Source organism: Bradyrhizobium sp. SZCCHNR1015, from assembly GCF_032489875.1.
GTDB lineage: Bacteria > Pseudomonadota > Alphaproteobacteria > Rhizobiales > Xanthobacteraceae > Bradyrhizobium.
On the sequence record NZ_JAUEYW010000004.1, the window covers coordinates 337,719 to 353,175 of the forward strand.

At 65.3% G+C, this 15,457-nt stretch carries 13 protein-coding genes; 11 read left to right on the plus strand and 2 right to left on the minus strand.

What is annotated here, in order from left to right; translation table 11 throughout:
* Positions 1–432 precede the first annotated feature (432 nt).
* The 10 genes from QX128_RS09995 (at position 433) to QX128_RS10040 (ending at position 11,785) form a co-directional block, all read left to right on the plus strand.
* Positions 433–2,418, plus strand: a complete 1,986-nt coding sequence (locus tag QX128_RS09995; RefSeq protein ID WP_409997902.1) for an ATP-binding protein — start codon at positions 433–435, stop codon at positions 2,416–2,418.
* Positions 2,388–4,133, plus strand: coding sequence for a DUF3369 domain-containing protein (locus tag QX128_RS10000; RefSeq protein WP_316182052.1), 1,746 nt, complete (start codon positions 2,388–2,390; stop codon positions 4,131–4,133). Before QX128_RS09995 ends, QX128_RS10000 begins: the two co-directional genes overlap by 31 nt.
* Entirely contained in the window at positions 4,130–4,873 is a 744-nt protein-coding gene (locus QX128_RS10005; protein WP_315801637.1) for a response regulator, read from the plus strand. The genes QX128_RS10000 and QX128_RS10005 overlap by 4 nt, the downstream gene beginning before the upstream one ends.
* 231 nt (positions 4,874–5,104) lie before the next feature.
* Positions 5,105–5,716, plus strand: a complete 612-nt coding sequence (locus tag QX128_RS10010) for a sigma-70 family RNA polymerase sigma factor (RefSeq protein WP_315801638.1) — start codon at positions 5,105–5,107, stop codon at positions 5,714–5,716.
* Positions 5,717–6,085: 369 nt separating this feature from the next.
* Positions 6,086–7,492 carry a cytochrome ubiquinol oxidase subunit I gene (locus tag QX128_RS10015; protein ID WP_315801639.1) on the plus strand — a complete coding sequence of 469 codons (1,407 nt, stop codon included), beginning with the start codon at positions 6,086–6,088 and terminating at the stop codon, positions 7,490–7,492.
* Positions 7,489–8,499, plus strand: a complete 1,011-nt coding sequence (gene cydB, locus QX128_RS10020) for a cytochrome d ubiquinol oxidase subunit II (protein ID WP_315801640.1) — start codon at positions 7,489–7,491, stop codon at positions 8,497–8,499. The genes QX128_RS10015 and cydB overlap by 4 nt, the downstream gene beginning before the upstream one ends.
* Positions 8,499–8,624 carry a DUF2474 family protein gene (locus QX128_RS10025; protein ID WP_315801641.1) on the plus strand — a complete coding sequence of 42 codons (126 nt, stop codon included), beginning with the start codon at positions 8,499–8,501 and terminating at the stop codon, positions 8,622–8,624. Before cydB ends, QX128_RS10025 begins: the two co-directional genes overlap by 1 nt.
* 111 nt (positions 8,625–8,735) lie before the next feature.
* Positions 8,736–9,329, plus strand: a complete 594-nt coding sequence (locus QX128_RS10030) for a L,D-transpeptidase (RefSeq protein WP_315717095.1) — start codon at positions 8,736–8,738, stop codon at positions 9,327–9,329.
* 66 nt (positions 9,330–9,395) lie between these two features.
* On the plus strand, positions 9,396–10,433 hold the full coding sequence (locus QX128_RS10035; RefSeq protein WP_315801642.1) for an amino acid ABC transporter substrate-binding protein: 1,038 nt from the start codon (positions 9,396–9,398) through the stop codon (positions 10,431–10,433).
* 896 nt (positions 10,434–11,329) lie between these two features.
* Positions 11,330–11,785: a fasciclin domain-containing protein gene (locus QX128_RS10040; RefSeq protein ID WP_316218747.1), complete on the plus strand. Its 456-nt coding sequence runs from the start codon at positions 11,330–11,332 to the stop codon at positions 11,783–11,785.
* 312 nt (positions 11,786–12,097) lie between these two features.
* On the opposite strand, the gene QX128_RS10045 is transcribed toward QX128_RS10040, so the two are convergent.
* Together QX128_RS10045 and QX128_RS10050 are read right to left on the minus strand one after the other, a co-directional pair.
* Positions 12,098–13,237: an acyl-CoA dehydrogenase family protein gene (locus QX128_RS10045; protein ID WP_316237372.1), complete on the minus strand. Its 1,140-nt coding sequence runs from the start codon at positions 13,235–13,237 to the stop codon at positions 12,098–12,100.
* A gap of 145 nt (positions 13,238–13,382) precedes the next feature.
* Positions 13,383–14,567: an acyl-CoA dehydrogenase family protein gene (locus QX128_RS10050; protein ID WP_316237373.1), complete on the minus strand. Its 1,185-nt coding sequence runs from the start codon at positions 14,565–14,567 to the stop codon at positions 13,383–13,385.
* A 154-nt stretch (positions 14,568–14,721) separates the two neighbouring features.
* Here QX128_RS10050 and QX128_RS10055 point away from each other — a divergent pair, with 154 nt between their 5' ends.
* Entirely contained in the window at positions 14,722–15,267 is a 546-nt protein-coding gene (locus tag QX128_RS10055; protein ID WP_316179405.1) for a carboxymuconolactone decarboxylase family protein, read from the plus strand.
* The last annotated feature ends 190 nt before the right edge of the window (positions 15,268–15,457 follow it).

A 15,457-nucleotide genomic window follows, 5' to 3' on the forward strand; every position in this document is an offset into this window, starting at 1 on the left:
CAACAAACTATCAACAAACCATTGACGCGTATCGCTTTGACGTCAGAATGGACTTATAGCACCTGTTCGGGAGAGCATTGAACCTTTTCACATCCGGGCCGACCTCATCATCAAGGGGAAAGTGTTGCCTGTGTACCGCGCCCATCTTTCGTCGATCTCGAGAGTGGACGTCACGCCGGTGCTGATGCGCGCTGAGGCGGGCGCGCGGTACCGCTCGTCCCTTTTACGCCTCCCGTACTCCGCGGCGCGGTTAAATGCGCCGCAGCATACAAATCCGGGTGCCCGCGGCGGATCGCGCGCAGGCCGGTTCCGTAAGCCCGGTCCGAGGTAGCGATCGTGGCGCGATCCGAGCAGCGGAAATCCGTCGCGCGGCCGCTCAGCCTGGCGGTCCTGGGGCGGGCACGAATCGTGCGCGCGCTGCGGGCGGTTCCGATCCGCTGGCGCATCCTCTCGATCGCCGCGCTGAACTCGGCGGTCGTCATCGTTCTGGCGGCGCTGATCTGGAATGGCGCGACGGTGCTCGGCACGGCCTGGGACGACGTCCGCCAGGTCCGCGAATCCGACAAGGTCCTGGCCCTGCTCGAAAGCGAGACCAGCCGGCTGCATAACCTCATCCATCGCTACATCAATCAGCCGAGCCCGGAGCTGTTCGCCGAGATCCTGCTGCTGCGCGAGGCCGTGCTCGGGACGCTGACGACGCGCGCCTCGACCGACCCGATGCTGTCGGGATCGGTCGAGGAGCTGGAGCGCGTCACCGTGCGCTTTCTGGACGGCTTCGGCGAGCTGCGCAGCCTGCAGGCGACGATCTCCAAGACCTACGAGGAAGAGGTTCTCGGCCCCGCGCGCGACATCGCCGGGCTGTATTCGGTGATCGAAGGCGCGACCGGCCATCGCGACGCGCAGATCTGGCCCTCGCTCGGCAAATCGCGCGAGGCGTTCACCGCCATGCTGGTCGCGGCCAATTCCTACTATCTGTCGCTCGCGCCCGCCTCCGCCGACGACGCGCGCCGCAACACGGAGACGATCGAGAAGACCATTCCGGTGATGTCGAGCCTCGCGGACAATGACCTGCAACGGCTGGCGCTGCAGCGGCTGTCGGCCCGGACCGCGGCACTGCGCGCGGGATTCTCCAAGCTCACCGATCAGCTCACCAACCGCACCGAGCTGCTGCGCAACACCATCGATGCGAGCCAGGCCGAGACCATCGGCGCCATCGACGGCCTGTCGGTGAAGATGCGCCAGCACGAGCAGAAGGCGCAGGCGACGTTCGATCGGACGTTGAAGGACATCTCCCGCCGCGTCCTCTCGATCGCGGTGATCTTCCTGGGAGTGATCCTCTCCGCCGGCGTGCTGATCGCCTTGTCGATCCGGCTGCCGCTGCAGCAGATCATGGCCTCGATGCGCGCGATCATGCTGGGCGACTACGACCGCGAGGTCCAAGGCACCGAGGCGCGCGACGAGGTCGGCGCGATGGCCCGCGCCGTCGAGACCTTCCGCGAGAACGCGATCGCCAAGCGCAAGACCGAGGACGAGCTCCGCGCCGCGAAGGAAGAGGCCGAGAGCGCGCTGCTCGAACTGAGCGCCGCACAGCGCAACCTGATCGATGCCGAGCGGCTGGCGGCGCTGGGCGGGCTCGTCGCCGGCGTCGCCCACGAGGTGAACAATCCGATCGGCATCAGCCTGACGGTGGCCTCCAGCTTCGCGCGCCGGGTCGAGATGTTCGAGGCGGCGCTGCGGTCGCCCGAAGGCGGCCTGCGCCGGTCGCAGCTGGAGGAGTTCGTGCGCACCTCGCGCGATGCATCGGAGCAGCTGGTGGCCAATCTGCAGCGCGCCGGCGAGTTGATCCAGTCGTTCAAGCAGGTCGCGGTCGACCGCTCCCATGCGGAGCGACGGACCTTCGTCCTGAGCGAGGCGACCGATCAGATCATCACCAGCCTCAAGCCGGTGCTCAAGCGCGCGCCGATCACGCTGGCGGTCGACGTCCCCGAAGGGCTCTTCATCGACGGCTATCCCGGGTTCTACGGTCAGATTCTCACCAACCTGTTCCTCAACGCCGTCAACCATGCCTTTGCCGACGGCCGCGCGGGCACCATCTCGATCACGGCGCGGCCGCGCGGCGCGGATGACATCGAGATCATTTTCGCCGATAACGGGGCCGGCATGACCCCCGACGTGCAGCGCCAGGCCTTCGATCCGTTCTTCACGACACGCCGCAACGAAGGGGGAACGGGGCTCGGGCTGCATATCGTCTACAATCTGGTGACGCAGCAGCTTGGCGGCCGCATGATGCTGGAATCCCGCGAGGGACAAGGCACCACCTTTCGGATTATCATGCCGCGGGTCGCCAAGGGCGGCGCCGAGACAGCAATGGGTGACGGAACGACGCAATGGCCGAACAGGACGATGTCCTCCAACTGATCGAGGATACCGGTTTCGACGAGGACGACCGTTCGGCCCGGAAATGGAAGATCGCCGTCATCGACGACGACCATGCCGTGCACGAAGGCACCCGCTTTGCGCTGTCGGACTACAGCCTGAACGGCCAGGGGCTGGAAATCCTCTCCGCCTATTCGGCGGCCGAGGGCCGCGCCCTGATGCGGGAGCACACCGACGTCGCAGCGGTGCTGCTCGACGTCATCATGGAGACCGACGTCGCCGGGCTCGAGCTCGTCGAATACATCCGCAACGAGATCAAGAACGAGACCGTCCGCATCATCCTGCGGACCGGACAGCCCGGCCAGGCGCCGGAGCGGCGCGTCATCGTCCAGTACGACATCAACGACTACAAGGCCAAGACCGAGCTCACCGCCGACAAGCTGTTCACCTCGCTGACGGCAGCGCTGCGCAGCTACCAGCAGCTCGAGCGCATGGTGCAGACAAGGCGCGGCCTGGAGATCATCATCGACGCCGCCTCGACGCTGTATGATTTCAAGTCGATGCAGCGGCTGGCCGAGGGCGTGCTGACCCAGATCGCGTCGCTGCTCAACGTCGATTGCGCCGGGATCCTGGTGCTGCGCGACGACGGCAGCCAGACCGAGGATTTCTCGGTGCTGGCCGGCTCCGGCTGCTACAGCCGCTTCTCCGGCGCCGTCACCTCGCGCTCGCTCGATCCCGACCTGCGCGACATGGTCGAGGCCGCCTTCAGGCAGCGCAGCAACGAATTCGCCGACCATCGCACCGTGCTCTATGTCCGCACCGGCTCGGGGCGCGAGGTCGTGGTGCTGCTGCAGGCGGAGCGGCCGCTGTCCGAGACCGACCGCTCGCTGGTCGAGATCTTCTCCAGCCGGCTGTCGATCGCCTTCGACAACGTGATCCTCTATCAGCAGCTGCATGAGGCCAACACCCAGCTCGAGGACCGCGTCGCCCAGCGCACCCGCGCGCTGATGCAGGCCAACCGGCGGCTGTCGGCGCAATGGCTGCGGCTGCAGCGCGCCAACGGCTTCAAGAACGAGATTCTCGGCACCGTCGCCCATGACCTGAAGAATCCGCTGGGCGTCATTCTCGGCCGCACGGAAATGCTGACCGAGTTGATCGCAACCGGTGCATCCGCCGAGGGCATCACCAGCCAGGTCGGACATATCCGTGATGCCGCCAAGCGGCTGACCTCGATGGTCGACCATCTGATCTCGGATGCGATGGCCGACGCCTTCGACATCACCATCCGCCGCGAGCCGGTCGACATCACAGCCCTGATCCACGAGGTGGTCGAGGCCAACCAGCCGCTCGCCCTCAACAAGCAACAGGTCATCGAGGTCTCGGCGCCGACGCTGCTGTCGACGATGTGCGACATCGACCGGATCCGCGAAGCGATCGACAATCTCTTGAGCAACGCCATCAAGTACAGCCCGATCGGCGGCAGGATCATCGTGAATGCCTCGGACGATGGCGACAACACCATCATCGGCATCACCGACCAGGGCGCTGGCCTCTCGCCGGAGGATCTCGGCCGGCTGTTCGGCCGGTTCCAGCGGCTGTCGGCCAAACCGACCGCGGGCGAGAGCTCGACCGGGCTCGGCCTGTCGATTGTCAAACGCATCGTCGACATGCATGGTGGCGAGGTGACGGCCAGGAGCGAAGGGCCGGGATCCGGATCGACCTTCACCATCACACTGCCGGCGGCCGAATTGTCATGAGTCAGAGCCAGCACATCATCATCGTCGACGACGAGGCGCCCGCCCGCGAAATGGTGGGTGATTACCTCAAGATGCACGGCTTCACCGTGACCTTGTGCGATGGCGGCAAGAGCCTGCGCAGCGCCATCGAAACCGGCCCGGCCGATCTCGTCGTGCTCGACCTCAACATGCCCGAAGAGGACGGACTGTCGATCATCCGCGATCTCAAGGGCCGCACCAACATCCCCGTGATCATGCTGACGGCCACCGCCAGCCCGATCGACCGCGTGGTCGGGCTCGAGCTCGGGGCCGACGATTACGTCGCCAAGCCGTGCGAATTGCGTGAATTGATGGCCCGGATCCGCTCCGTGCTGCGCCGCAGCGGTCCAGCCAAGGCTGCGGCGGCCGTCACGGAGACCGCTCCGGCCCAGGCCAAAAACCCGCAATTGGTGCGGTTCGGCACCAAATGGCTGGATCTCGATGCCCAGGCGCTGCGCGACGACGAAGGCAACGAGCATCCGCTGACGGCTTCCGAGTACGGCCTGCTCAAAGTGTTCGCCGCCAACCCGAAGCGGGTGCTGTCGCGCGAGCGGCTGCTGGAGCTCGCCAATGCCCGCGATGCCGAGGCCTTCGACCGCGCCGTGGACCTGCGAATCATGCGGATCCGCCGCAAGATCGAGCCGGATCCGACCAAACCGGCCGTGATCCGGACCATTCGCGGCGGCGGCTACCTGTTTTCCCCGGCCGGCGACAAGGCCTGAAGCGGGCCAGCCGGCGGCAGCCGGAGCGACCTGTTCGCCCGCATTTCGTTCCGCAAATTGGAATAAGGCACAATTCCGCCACGACTGTTTCGCGATGTGCGGCGCGACGAAACATTTCCGCAGGCGCACGAAACCATTTTCCTGTTTTCGTGCAGACGTCCCGAAACGGGCGCTCCTTAACAATCCATCCCGTCGAAACGCCGCAAGGGGGCGGCGGAACGGGAGAGTGCCATGCAGAACGTCGTTGCCATCAATTCCGCAGCCAGCCAGGGCATCATCGCAGCCCAGGCGACCACGGACGACATGCTCCTGGAGAGCATTGCCGATGGCGATCGCACCGCGATGCACACGCTTTATGCGCGCCACAATGTGCGGGTCTATCGCTTCATCCTGCGCATCGTGCGCGACACCACGATCGCCGAGGACCTCGTCAGCCAGGTGTTCCTGGACGTCTGGCGCACCGCCAAGCAGTTCGAGGGCCGCTCGCAGGTCTCGACCTGGCTGCTCTCGATCGCCCGCTTCAAGGCGCTGACCGCACTGCGCCAGCGCCGCTTCGAGGACATCGACCAGGACGAGGTGCGCGAGATCGCCGACGACTCCGACACCCCGGAAACGTCGCTCGAGCGTTCGACGACCAGCGCCATCCTGCGCGCCTGCGTCGCCAAGCTGTCGCCGGCGCATCGCGAGATCATCACCCTGATCTACTACCACGAGAAGTCCGTGGAGGAGGTCGGCCAGATCATCGGCATCCCCCAGAGCACGGTGAAGACCCGCATGTTCTACGCCCGCAAGCACCTCGCCGAACTGCTGCGCGGCGCCGGCGTGCACAGCCTCGCCGCCTGATTCACCTTCATTCTCGTCGGGACCAAGGTCCCGGCGGGTTCCCGTGACGACGACATCGAGAAAATCGCCGAACGAAACAATTGAAACAATCGGCGAAATCACCTGGAAAATTTCGGCCGCTAGAACGTTTTCCATCAGCCGAGCCTCAGTCCCCCAGCTGATCTCGGTTTGGAGCGAGCAAATTCAAGGTTACCTCCACCTTCCAAGGTTGCTCCGAAGACCCGGCGGATGCCCCTGCCGGGTCTTCGTCGTTTGGGATCGCTCACGCCGCCAATAGGGCGATTTGACCATTTGATATCGTGCGTTGCCGGTGCAATCTTCCGTCATGGGGCGATGCTACAAGCCCCGTGGCAATGACGGACGGTGCTGATGTTCGGTTTGGATGCGGTTGAGCTGGCGCGCGCGCAGTTCGCCTTCACGGTCACCTTCCACATCATCTTCCCCGCCTTCTCGATCGGGCTCGCGTCCTACCTCGCCGTGCTCGAGGCGCTGTGGCTGTGGACCGGACGCGACGTCTATCTCAACGTCTTCAATTACTGGCTCAAGATCTTCGCCATCGCGTTTGCCATGGGTGTCGTCTCCGGCATCGTGATGTCCTACCAGTTCGGCACCAACTGGTCGGTGTATTCCGACAAGGTCGGCCCGGTGATCGGCCCGCTGATGGCCTATGAGGTGCTGACCGCCTTCTTCCTCGAGGCCGGCTTCCTCGGCGTCATGCTGTTCGGCCTGAAGCGCGTCGGCCCGAAGCTGCATTTCCTCGCCACCCTGATGGTCGCAGTGGGCACGCTGATCTCGGCATTCTGGATCCTCTCGGCCAACTCCTGGATGCAGACGCCGGCCGGCTATGCCGTCAACGCCGACGGCCAGTTCGTCTCGGTCGACTGGCTCGCAGTCATCTTCAACCCGTCCTTCCCCTATCGCCTCGTGCACATGGTGCTCGCGGCCTATCTGACCACCTCGCTCGTGGTCGGCGCCGTCGGCGCCTGGCATCTGCTGCGCAATCCGCACCTGCCGGGCCCGCGCGTGATGTTCTCGATGGCGATGTGGATGGCCGCCCTGGTGGCGCCGCTGCAGATCCTGGTCGGCGATCAGCATGGGCTCAACACGCTCGAGCACCAGCCGGTGAAGATCATGGCCATGGAAGGCCATTTCGAGAGCCACAAGGACGGCGCGCCGCTGTACCTGTTCGGCTGGCCCGACCAGGCCAAGGGCGAGCTGAAATGGGCGCTCGGCATCCCCAAGTTCGGCTCGCTGATCCTCAAGCACCAGATCGACGCTCCGATGGCCGGGCTCGACACCGTGCCGCGGCAGGACTGGCCGCCGGTGCCGATCACGTTCTGGTCGTTCCGCATCATGGTCGGCCTGGGCCTGCTGATGTTGGCGCTCGGCGGGTTCAGCCTGTGGGAGCGCTGGCGCGGCCGGCTGTACATCAACCGCGGCCTGCACCGCTTCGCGATTGCGATGGGACCGGCGGGGTTCATCGCCGTCATGGCCGGCTGGATCACCACCGAGACCGGCCGCCAGCCGTTCACGGTGTACGGGCTGCTGCGCACCGCGGATTCCGTGTCGCCGCTCGCCGCCCCGGCCGTCGGCACGTCGCTGCTCGCCTTCATCGTCGTGTATTTCATCATCTTTGCCGCCGGCGTGATGTACATCCTGCGCCTGATGGCTGAGCCGCCGCATCCCGGCGAGCCGGGCCCGAGCAGCGAGCAGCCGGTCCGCACCGCCGGCATCACGCCGGCCGCCGGTGTCGTGCAGGGAGCCGTCGGATCATGAGCGTCACCGTCGATCTCGCCACCCTCTGGGCGTTCATCATCGCGCTCGCCGTGTTCATCTACGTCGTGATGGACGGCTTCGATCTCGGCTTGGGCATCCTGTTCCCGCTGTTTCCCGGCAGGCAGGACCGCGACGTCATCACCAACACCGTGGCGCCGGTGTGGGACGGCAACGAGACCTGGCTGGTGCTCGGCGGCGGTGGCCTGATGGCCGCGTTCCCGCTCGCTTATGCGATCCTGATGCCCGCGCTGTATGCGCCGCTGATCGCGATGCTGGTCGGCCTGATCTTCCGCGGCGTCGCCTTCGAATTCCGCTGGCGCACCCGCGCCCAGCGCAATCTGTGGGACATCGCCTTTGCCGGCGGCTCCTGGGTCGCGACGCTGGCGCAGGGCATCGCGCTCGGCGCCATCCTGCAGGGCGTGCATGTCGAGGGGCGTAACTATGCCGGCGGCTGGTGGGACTGGCTGACGCCGTTCAGCCTGCTCACCGGCGTCTCGCTCGTGATCGGCTATGCGCTGCTCGGCGCCACCTGGCTGATCCTCAAGACCGAGGGCGACCTGCGCGACAAGGCCTACCGCATCAGCTGGGTCCTGCTGTTCGCGATGCTGCTCGCCATTGCCGCCGTCAGCCTGTGGACGCCGCTGCTCACCATTCAATATTCGGACCGCTGGTTCAGGTGGCCGGCGATCATTCTCACCGCGCCGGTGCCGCTCGCCGTCATTGGCGTCACCGTGCTGATGATGAAGAACCTCGCCCAGAAGCGCGATGGCTGGCCGTTCTTTCTCGCGCTCGCGCTGTTCTTGCTGTCCTACGCCGGCCTCGGCATCAGCATGTATCCCTACGTCGTGCCGCAGAGCATCACGATCTGGCAGGCGGCAGCACCCGAACGCAGCCAATTGATCATGCTGCCGGGCGTGCTGGTGCTGGTGCCGCTGATCCTCGCCTACACCGGCTGGGCCTATTGGGTGTTTCGCGGCAAGGTCGGGCACGACAGCGGCTATCATTGATGCCCTCCGAGCAGCCTGCCCCACTCGCGAAGCGCCTCGCCTGGTTCGTTGCGCTGTGGCTCGCCGGCGTGGCGACCGTCGGCGCGGTGGCCTTCCTGCTGCGGCTCTGGATGAAGCTCGGATGACAGCGGGTGCGCCCTGCGCTCACCTTGACTTTGCTGCGAATATGCTCCTGAAATTTGGCGGGTGGATTTGATCGGGCAAGCTTCGCAGGGGTCCGTCGAGGAGAGCTTTGAATGCCGAGTTTCCGTCGCCTGCTGTGTGCGGCCAGCGCCATCATTGCGCTGGCACTGTCCACATCGCATAGTTTTGCCCAGTCCGAGGACCCCGGCGATCAGCCCGGCCTCGTCGCCGATGACGGCTACGAGCTCGATCCCGAATGGCGCAAGCAGGTGGTCTATTTCCGCACCACCGAGCCGCCGGGCACCATCATCGTGTCCACCGCCGAACGCCACCTCTATCTCGTGCAGCCGGGCGGACGTGCCATCCGCTACGGCATCGGCGTCGGCCGTGACGGCTTCCAGTGGCAGGGGCTGCTGTCGATCACCAAGAAGGCCGAGTGGCCGGATTGGACGCCGCCGCCGGAGATGATCCAGCGCCAGCCCTATCTGCCGCGCTTCATGGCCGGCGGCCCCGGCAACCCCTTGGGCGCGCGCGCGATGTATCTGGGCACCACCGTATACCGCATCCACGGCACCAACCAGCCCTGGACGATCGGCAGCAAGATTTCCTCGGGCTGCTTCCGCCTGGTGAATGCCGATGTCGCCGACCTGTTCGACCGCGTGCCGGTCGGCACCAAGGTCGTGGTGCGGCAGAAGCCGGAACTGTGACGGCGGCGCCCGCCGCCCGACATTCAGCCATCGCTTCGTCCTGACATTTTTTGAAAGAGATTGACCATGCGCACTTTCCGAGGCGGCCTGCTGATCGGGCTCGCCGTCGCCGTCCTCGTCGCGGCGCTCGCCGTCACCTATGAGATGTACGACACCCGCACGCTGAAGCGGACCATCCGCCGCGGCGAGGTGCTGTGCGGCGTCAATGCCGGCCTGCCCGGCTTCTCGATTCCCGATGACAAGGGCAATTGGAGCGGCTTCGACGTCGACTTCTGCCGCGCCGTGGCCGCCGCGATCTTCGACGATCCGAAGAAGGCGAAGTTCGTGCCGCTCGACGCCAGTGAGCGCTTCAAGGAGCTGCAGAGCCGCAAGGTCGACATCCTCTCGCGCAACACCACCTGGTCGATGGCGCGCGAGCAGAACTACGACCTGTATTTCCCCGCAGTCGCCTATTACGACGGCCAGGGCTTCATGGTGCCGCGGTCGCGCAAGCTGGAGACGGCGCTCGACCTCAACGGCAGCAAGGTCTGCGTGCAGGATTCCACCACCAACGCGCTCAACCTCGGCGACTATTTCCGCACCAACAACATGAAGTATGAGGAGGTGAAGTTTTCGAAGCTCGACGACGTCATCAAGGCGTATGACAGCGGCAAATGCGACACCTTCACCGCCGACGTCTCGCAGCTCTACGCGCTGCGACTGACGCTGTCGAAGCCCGCCGATCACGACATCCTGCCCGACCTGATCTCCAAGGAGCCGCTCGCGCCCGTGGTGCGCCAGCGCGACGACGACTGGATGATGATCGTCAAGTGGACGCTGTACGCGATGATCAATGCCGAGGAGCTCGGCGTCACCTCCAAGAACATCGACGAGGCGCTGAAGTCGAAGAAGCCGGACGTGATGCGGCTGGTCGGCAACGAGGGCAGCTACGGCGAGGACCTCGGGCTGACGAAGGATTGGGCGGCGCGCGTGATCCGTCACGTCGGCAATTACGGCGAGGTCTATGAGCGCAATGTCGGCAGCGAGTCCAAGCTGAAGATCCCGCGCGGCATGAACCAGCTCTGGAACGCCGGCGGCGTGCAATACGCACCGCCGATCAGGTAGGGGTTTCCGCTCCCCCTCGCCGTCATCGCGAGGAGCAACGCGACGAAGCGATCCAGGATTGTCAGAGAGACTCTGGATTGCTTCGCTTCGCTCGCAATGACGGAGCATGACGTAACCTTCTCGCGACGCCTCTCGCGCCCGAGCTTTGCCAAATCTCCACCCTCCGTAAATCGAGGGCGCAGGGAAGGCCAGGTGCCGACTGGCACCTGCGGTCCGCCTGCGAAAAAAATGCAGGCGGCAGAACCACAGGCTCAGCCGGGACAACCCGGCCTTCCCTGCGCGATGGTGTTAACGCTTATGGCGCGCTCTCCCCGGTGTCCGGCCTGTTAGCCACCGTCGTCGTTCGGGATCACTCCCATCGACTTGACGCCAGCATCGGGGCGCCAGGACCACGCGCTTTTACGTCCGCATCGTCATCGTTCGTCGGCGCGATCTCGCGCGCTGCGATCCGATGCGTCCATCGCGTCGCCGGCCCACGTTTCGTAACGATCGCGAAGCGTCCCTCTTGCGGGCCGTGACGGCGGTAAATGTGCGGCTGATTTGCCCGACGACACAACGCCCGTCGGGTTGCGACAAAATGGCACGACGGGCAATGCGGATGCTCCTACAAAGCAATTAGTCCCGCGGATTCATGGCTCTCGGACACACTGCCCTGCAGGCCTCAGAGGCGGCTCACGAGTTCGTGAACTCATCCTCAAATCCATCCGAACGCAGCGATCGTAACGAGCCTGACCAATCCGGTCGGGGTGATGCGACCTGGAGGACAGGGCGAACAGGGGCTGCAAATCCCTTTTGCGCATCAACCAACTCATTAGTTCAGTTCACAGGGAAAAATTCGAATGACGCTGGGAATCCGTTCGTTCGTGGCCGGCGCGTTGATGCTGGGCGCGCTCTCCATGTCCGCCACCGCCGCTCGTGCGGCCGATATCGTCGACACTGCCGTCGGTGCAGGCCAGTTCAAGACTCTGGTGGCGGCCGCCAAGGCCGCAGGCGTCGTGCCGGTGCTGAAGAGCAAGGGCCCGTTCACCGTGTTCGCCCCGACGGACGCGGCGTTCGCCGCGCTGCCGCCGGGCACCGTCGAGGATCTGCTCAAGCCGAAGAACAAGGCCAAGCTCGCCGCGATCCTCAAGTACCACGTGATTCCCGGCGCGGTGAAGGCCGGCGACGTCGCCGGCAAGAAGCTTAGCGTGAAGACCGCGCAGGGCCAGAAGGTCGACGTCGACGGCACCTTCTTCGGCGTGCAGGTCAACGACGCGCATGTGGTGCAGGCCGACGTCATGGCCTCGAACGGCGTCATCCACGTCATCGACAAGGTGCTGCTGCCGCCGGCGAAGTCGGCGATGCATCATTGATGCGACGAGGGCGCGCCATCGGTGATGGCGCGCTCTTCGTCAGTGATCTCTGAGATTGCGACGTTGAAGATCGCGGGGACGCAAATGGCCGATGAGGGCCGATATCGTCCCAACAACATCGGTGTCGTCCCGGCCTTGAGCCGGGACCCATAGCCACCGTCCGGGATTTGGCGAAGGCTGAAGCTGCCAGCGCGGGTCACCACGTCATCCTGTGGTTATGAGTCCCGGCGTTCGCCGGGACGACGGCGCTGGGTGTGGCACGAGTTGGGCCGTACCTGTGGAGAGAGTGATGTCTCGCGAGCGCAGCCTTATTCAATACCCCCTCAGCTGCGCCAATTGCGCCGCGTGGTAGTTGGCGTCGCCTAACATCTCCTCGCAGACGCGGGCGCGCTTCATGAAGAAGCCGATGTCGAACTGGTCGGTCATGCCCATGCCGCCATGCATCTGCACGCCCTCCTGGACGGCGCGGGTCGCGGTCGTGCCGGCGCGCGCCTTGGCGACCGCCACGGCCGCCGGCGCGCCGGCAGGATCGGCATCGAGCGCCTGCAGCGCCTTCAGCACGGCGGCGCGCGTGATCTCGATCTCAATGTAGAGCTGCGCGGCACGATGCTGCAGCGCCTGAAATTCGCCGATCGCCTTGCCGAACTGCTTGCGCTCCTTGAGATAGGCAACGGTGCGGCCGAACACTTCCTCGCTCAGTCCCACCATCTCGGAGGCAACCGCGCCGCGGCCGAGATCGAGCACGGCGCTGAGCGTGGCAGCGCCCCCATCGACCTCGCCGAGCACGTGATCGGCGGTCACCTCGACGTTGTCGAGCGTGACCCGCGCGGCGTTGTGCGCGTCGACCATGATGGTGCGTTCGATCACCACGCCCTTGGCCTTGGGATCGACCAGGAACAGCGTGAGGCCATCGCGCTCGCCGGGCGCGCCGGCGCTGCGGCCGACGACCAACAGGAGATCGGCGACGTGGCCGTCGACCACCATCGCCTTGGCACCGCTGAGCTTGAAGCCGTTGCCGGAGCGCGCGGCCTGCAGCGTTGTGTGCAGCGGACGATGTTTCGCACCCTCGTCCAACGCCAGCGCGGCGAGCAGCGCGCCGTTGGCGATCTTCGGCAGATACTCCGACTTCTGGGCGGCCGAGCCGGCGCGGGTGAGCGCCGAGGCTGACAGCACGGCAGTGGCGAAAAACGGCGACGGCATCAAGGTGCGGCCGATCTCCTCCATCACGACGCCGGCTTCGACCGCGCCGAGGCCGGAGCCGCCGTGCTCTTCCGGCACGAGCAGGCCGGCAAAGCCCATCTCGGCGAAGGTGGCCCAGAGCTCCCTGGAGAAGCCGGTCTCGTCTCTGACGTCGCGCAGCTTGCGCAGGTGCGACACCGGCGCCTTGTCGTTGATCAGCCCGCGCGCGCTGTCGCGCAGCATGGATTGTTCTTCGGTGAGGAGGAGAGGCATGGGGTGTTTCCAAGAATTTTGTTTGTTGGATGCGGGCTCTCTCCACTCGTCATGCCCGGGCTTGACCCGGGCATCCATGTCTCACGTCACGAGGAAAGACGTGGATGGCCGGGTCAAGCCCGGCCATGACGGAGAGAGTGATGAACTACGCCCCCGGCAGATCGAGGATACGCTTGGCGACGATGCCGAGCATGACCTCGGAGGTACCGCCTTCGATCGAGTTGGCCTTGGTGCGGAGCCAGGCACGGGGACGCGCGCCTTCATGGGAACGCTCGCTCTCCCATTCGAGCGCGTCGATGCCGCCGGCCGACATCAACAGCTCATACCGGCGCTTGTTGAGCTCCGTACCGTAATACTTCATCGCCGAGGAGAACGCCGGATGGCCCTGCCCCGCCTTGGCGAGATCGACCATGCGCTCGGCGGCCGCCGCGAGCGCCGCCTCGTCGACATCGAAGGTGGCTATGTCGGCCCGCAGCAGCGCGTCGTCGAGACGGCCCTGCCCGTCGCTGCCGACGGAGTCGGCCGCGACCTGGCCGAGCGGCCGGCTGCCGCCGCGCTCGCCCATGCCCGAGATCATCGCGCGCTCGTGTTGCAGCAGGTACTTCGCAACGTCCCAACCACGGTTGACGGTGCCGAGCACGTTGGCCTTGGGCACGCGGACATTGTCGAAGAAGGTCTCGCAGAACGGCGAGCGGCCGGAGATCAGGAGAATCGGCTTGGTCGACACGCCCTTCGACGTCATGTCGAACAGGATGAAGCTGATGCCGTCATGCTTCTTCGCCGCGGGGTCGGTGCGCACCAGGCAGAAGATCCAGTCGGCGTAGTTGGCGTAGGAGGTCCAGATCTTCTGGCCGTTGATGATGTAGTCATCACCATCGCTCTCGGCGCGGGTCTGCAACGAGGCGAGATCGGAGCCGGCGTTCGGCTCGGAATAGCCCTGGCACCAGCGGATCAGGCCGGCGGTGATCTTGGGCAGGTGCTCGCGCTTCTGGTCGTCGGTGCCGTATTTCAGCAGCGCCGGCCCGAGCATCGAGATGCCGAACGAGGTGATCGGCGCGCGCGCCCCGATCGCCGCCATCTCCTGGCGCACGATCTTGGCCTCCTCGCCGTCGAGGCCGCCGCCGCCATATTCTTTCGGCCAATGCGGCACGGTCCAGCCCTTGTCGCGCATGCGCTCGAACCAGATGCGCTGCGGCTCGGAGGAGAATTTCGCATTGCGGCCGCCCCAGAACGTATCCTCCTCGGAGGTCATCGGCCGGCGCATCTCCGGCGGACAATTGGCCTCCAGCCAGGCTCTGGTTTCGTGGCGGAATGTGTCGAGATCGGCCATGCCAGGTCCTCACGCGTTTCCATGATTGCTGTCGTTGGCAACGACCTAACCTCAGCGCTTGGCGGAATTCAACATCGATGTCGCCGCGGGCACCCTCGCCTTGCCGGGCGTTCTATGGTCATGATGCCGCCGCGTGAAATACGAGGAAACGAACATGCGCCTGAAACTTCTTTCGCCTGGCGAAATGAGCGCCGACCAGCGCCAGACCTACGACGAGTCGATCGCCAGCAAGCGCGGCTCGCCGCCGCCGCCGATGATGGCCTGGCTCAACAGTCCCGAGATGGCGCGGCATGCAACACGGCTCGGCGCCTTCCTGCGCTACGACACGGTATTTCCCGCAGCATTGTCGGAGATCGCGATCCTGGTGACGGCCCGGCACTGGACCGCGCACTACGAATGGTACGCGCACAAGCGCCTCGCGTTGGCCGGCGGATTGGACATCAGGATCATCGACGCCATCCGCGACCGCCGCACGCCGGAGTTCTCCGATCCCAAGGCGAAAGTGATCTACGACGTCGCCAAGTCGCTGCATGAGGGCCATGGGCTGACGGATGCGCTCTACAAGGACGCGATCGCAACGCTCGGCGAGCGCGGCGTCGTCGAGATCATCGGCCTCTGCGGCTACTACACGATGGTCTCGATGACGCTGAACACGTTCGAGTTCGATCTGCCGGAGGGCGAGGTTTCGGAGTTGAAGTGACCCAAATCGCTCGAGTGCGCATAGTATCGCGCTGCCCATGACTGCGCCCTCTCCCCTTGTGGGAGAGGGCTACACAGACGTCAGCGACGAACTCACTCGGGTGAGGGGTTCGTGCCATTGGCGCTAACTTACCAAATTAACGCTTGGTATTCTCGTTTTCTTGGCGGCTCTCGGAGATGGCGTTGAATGT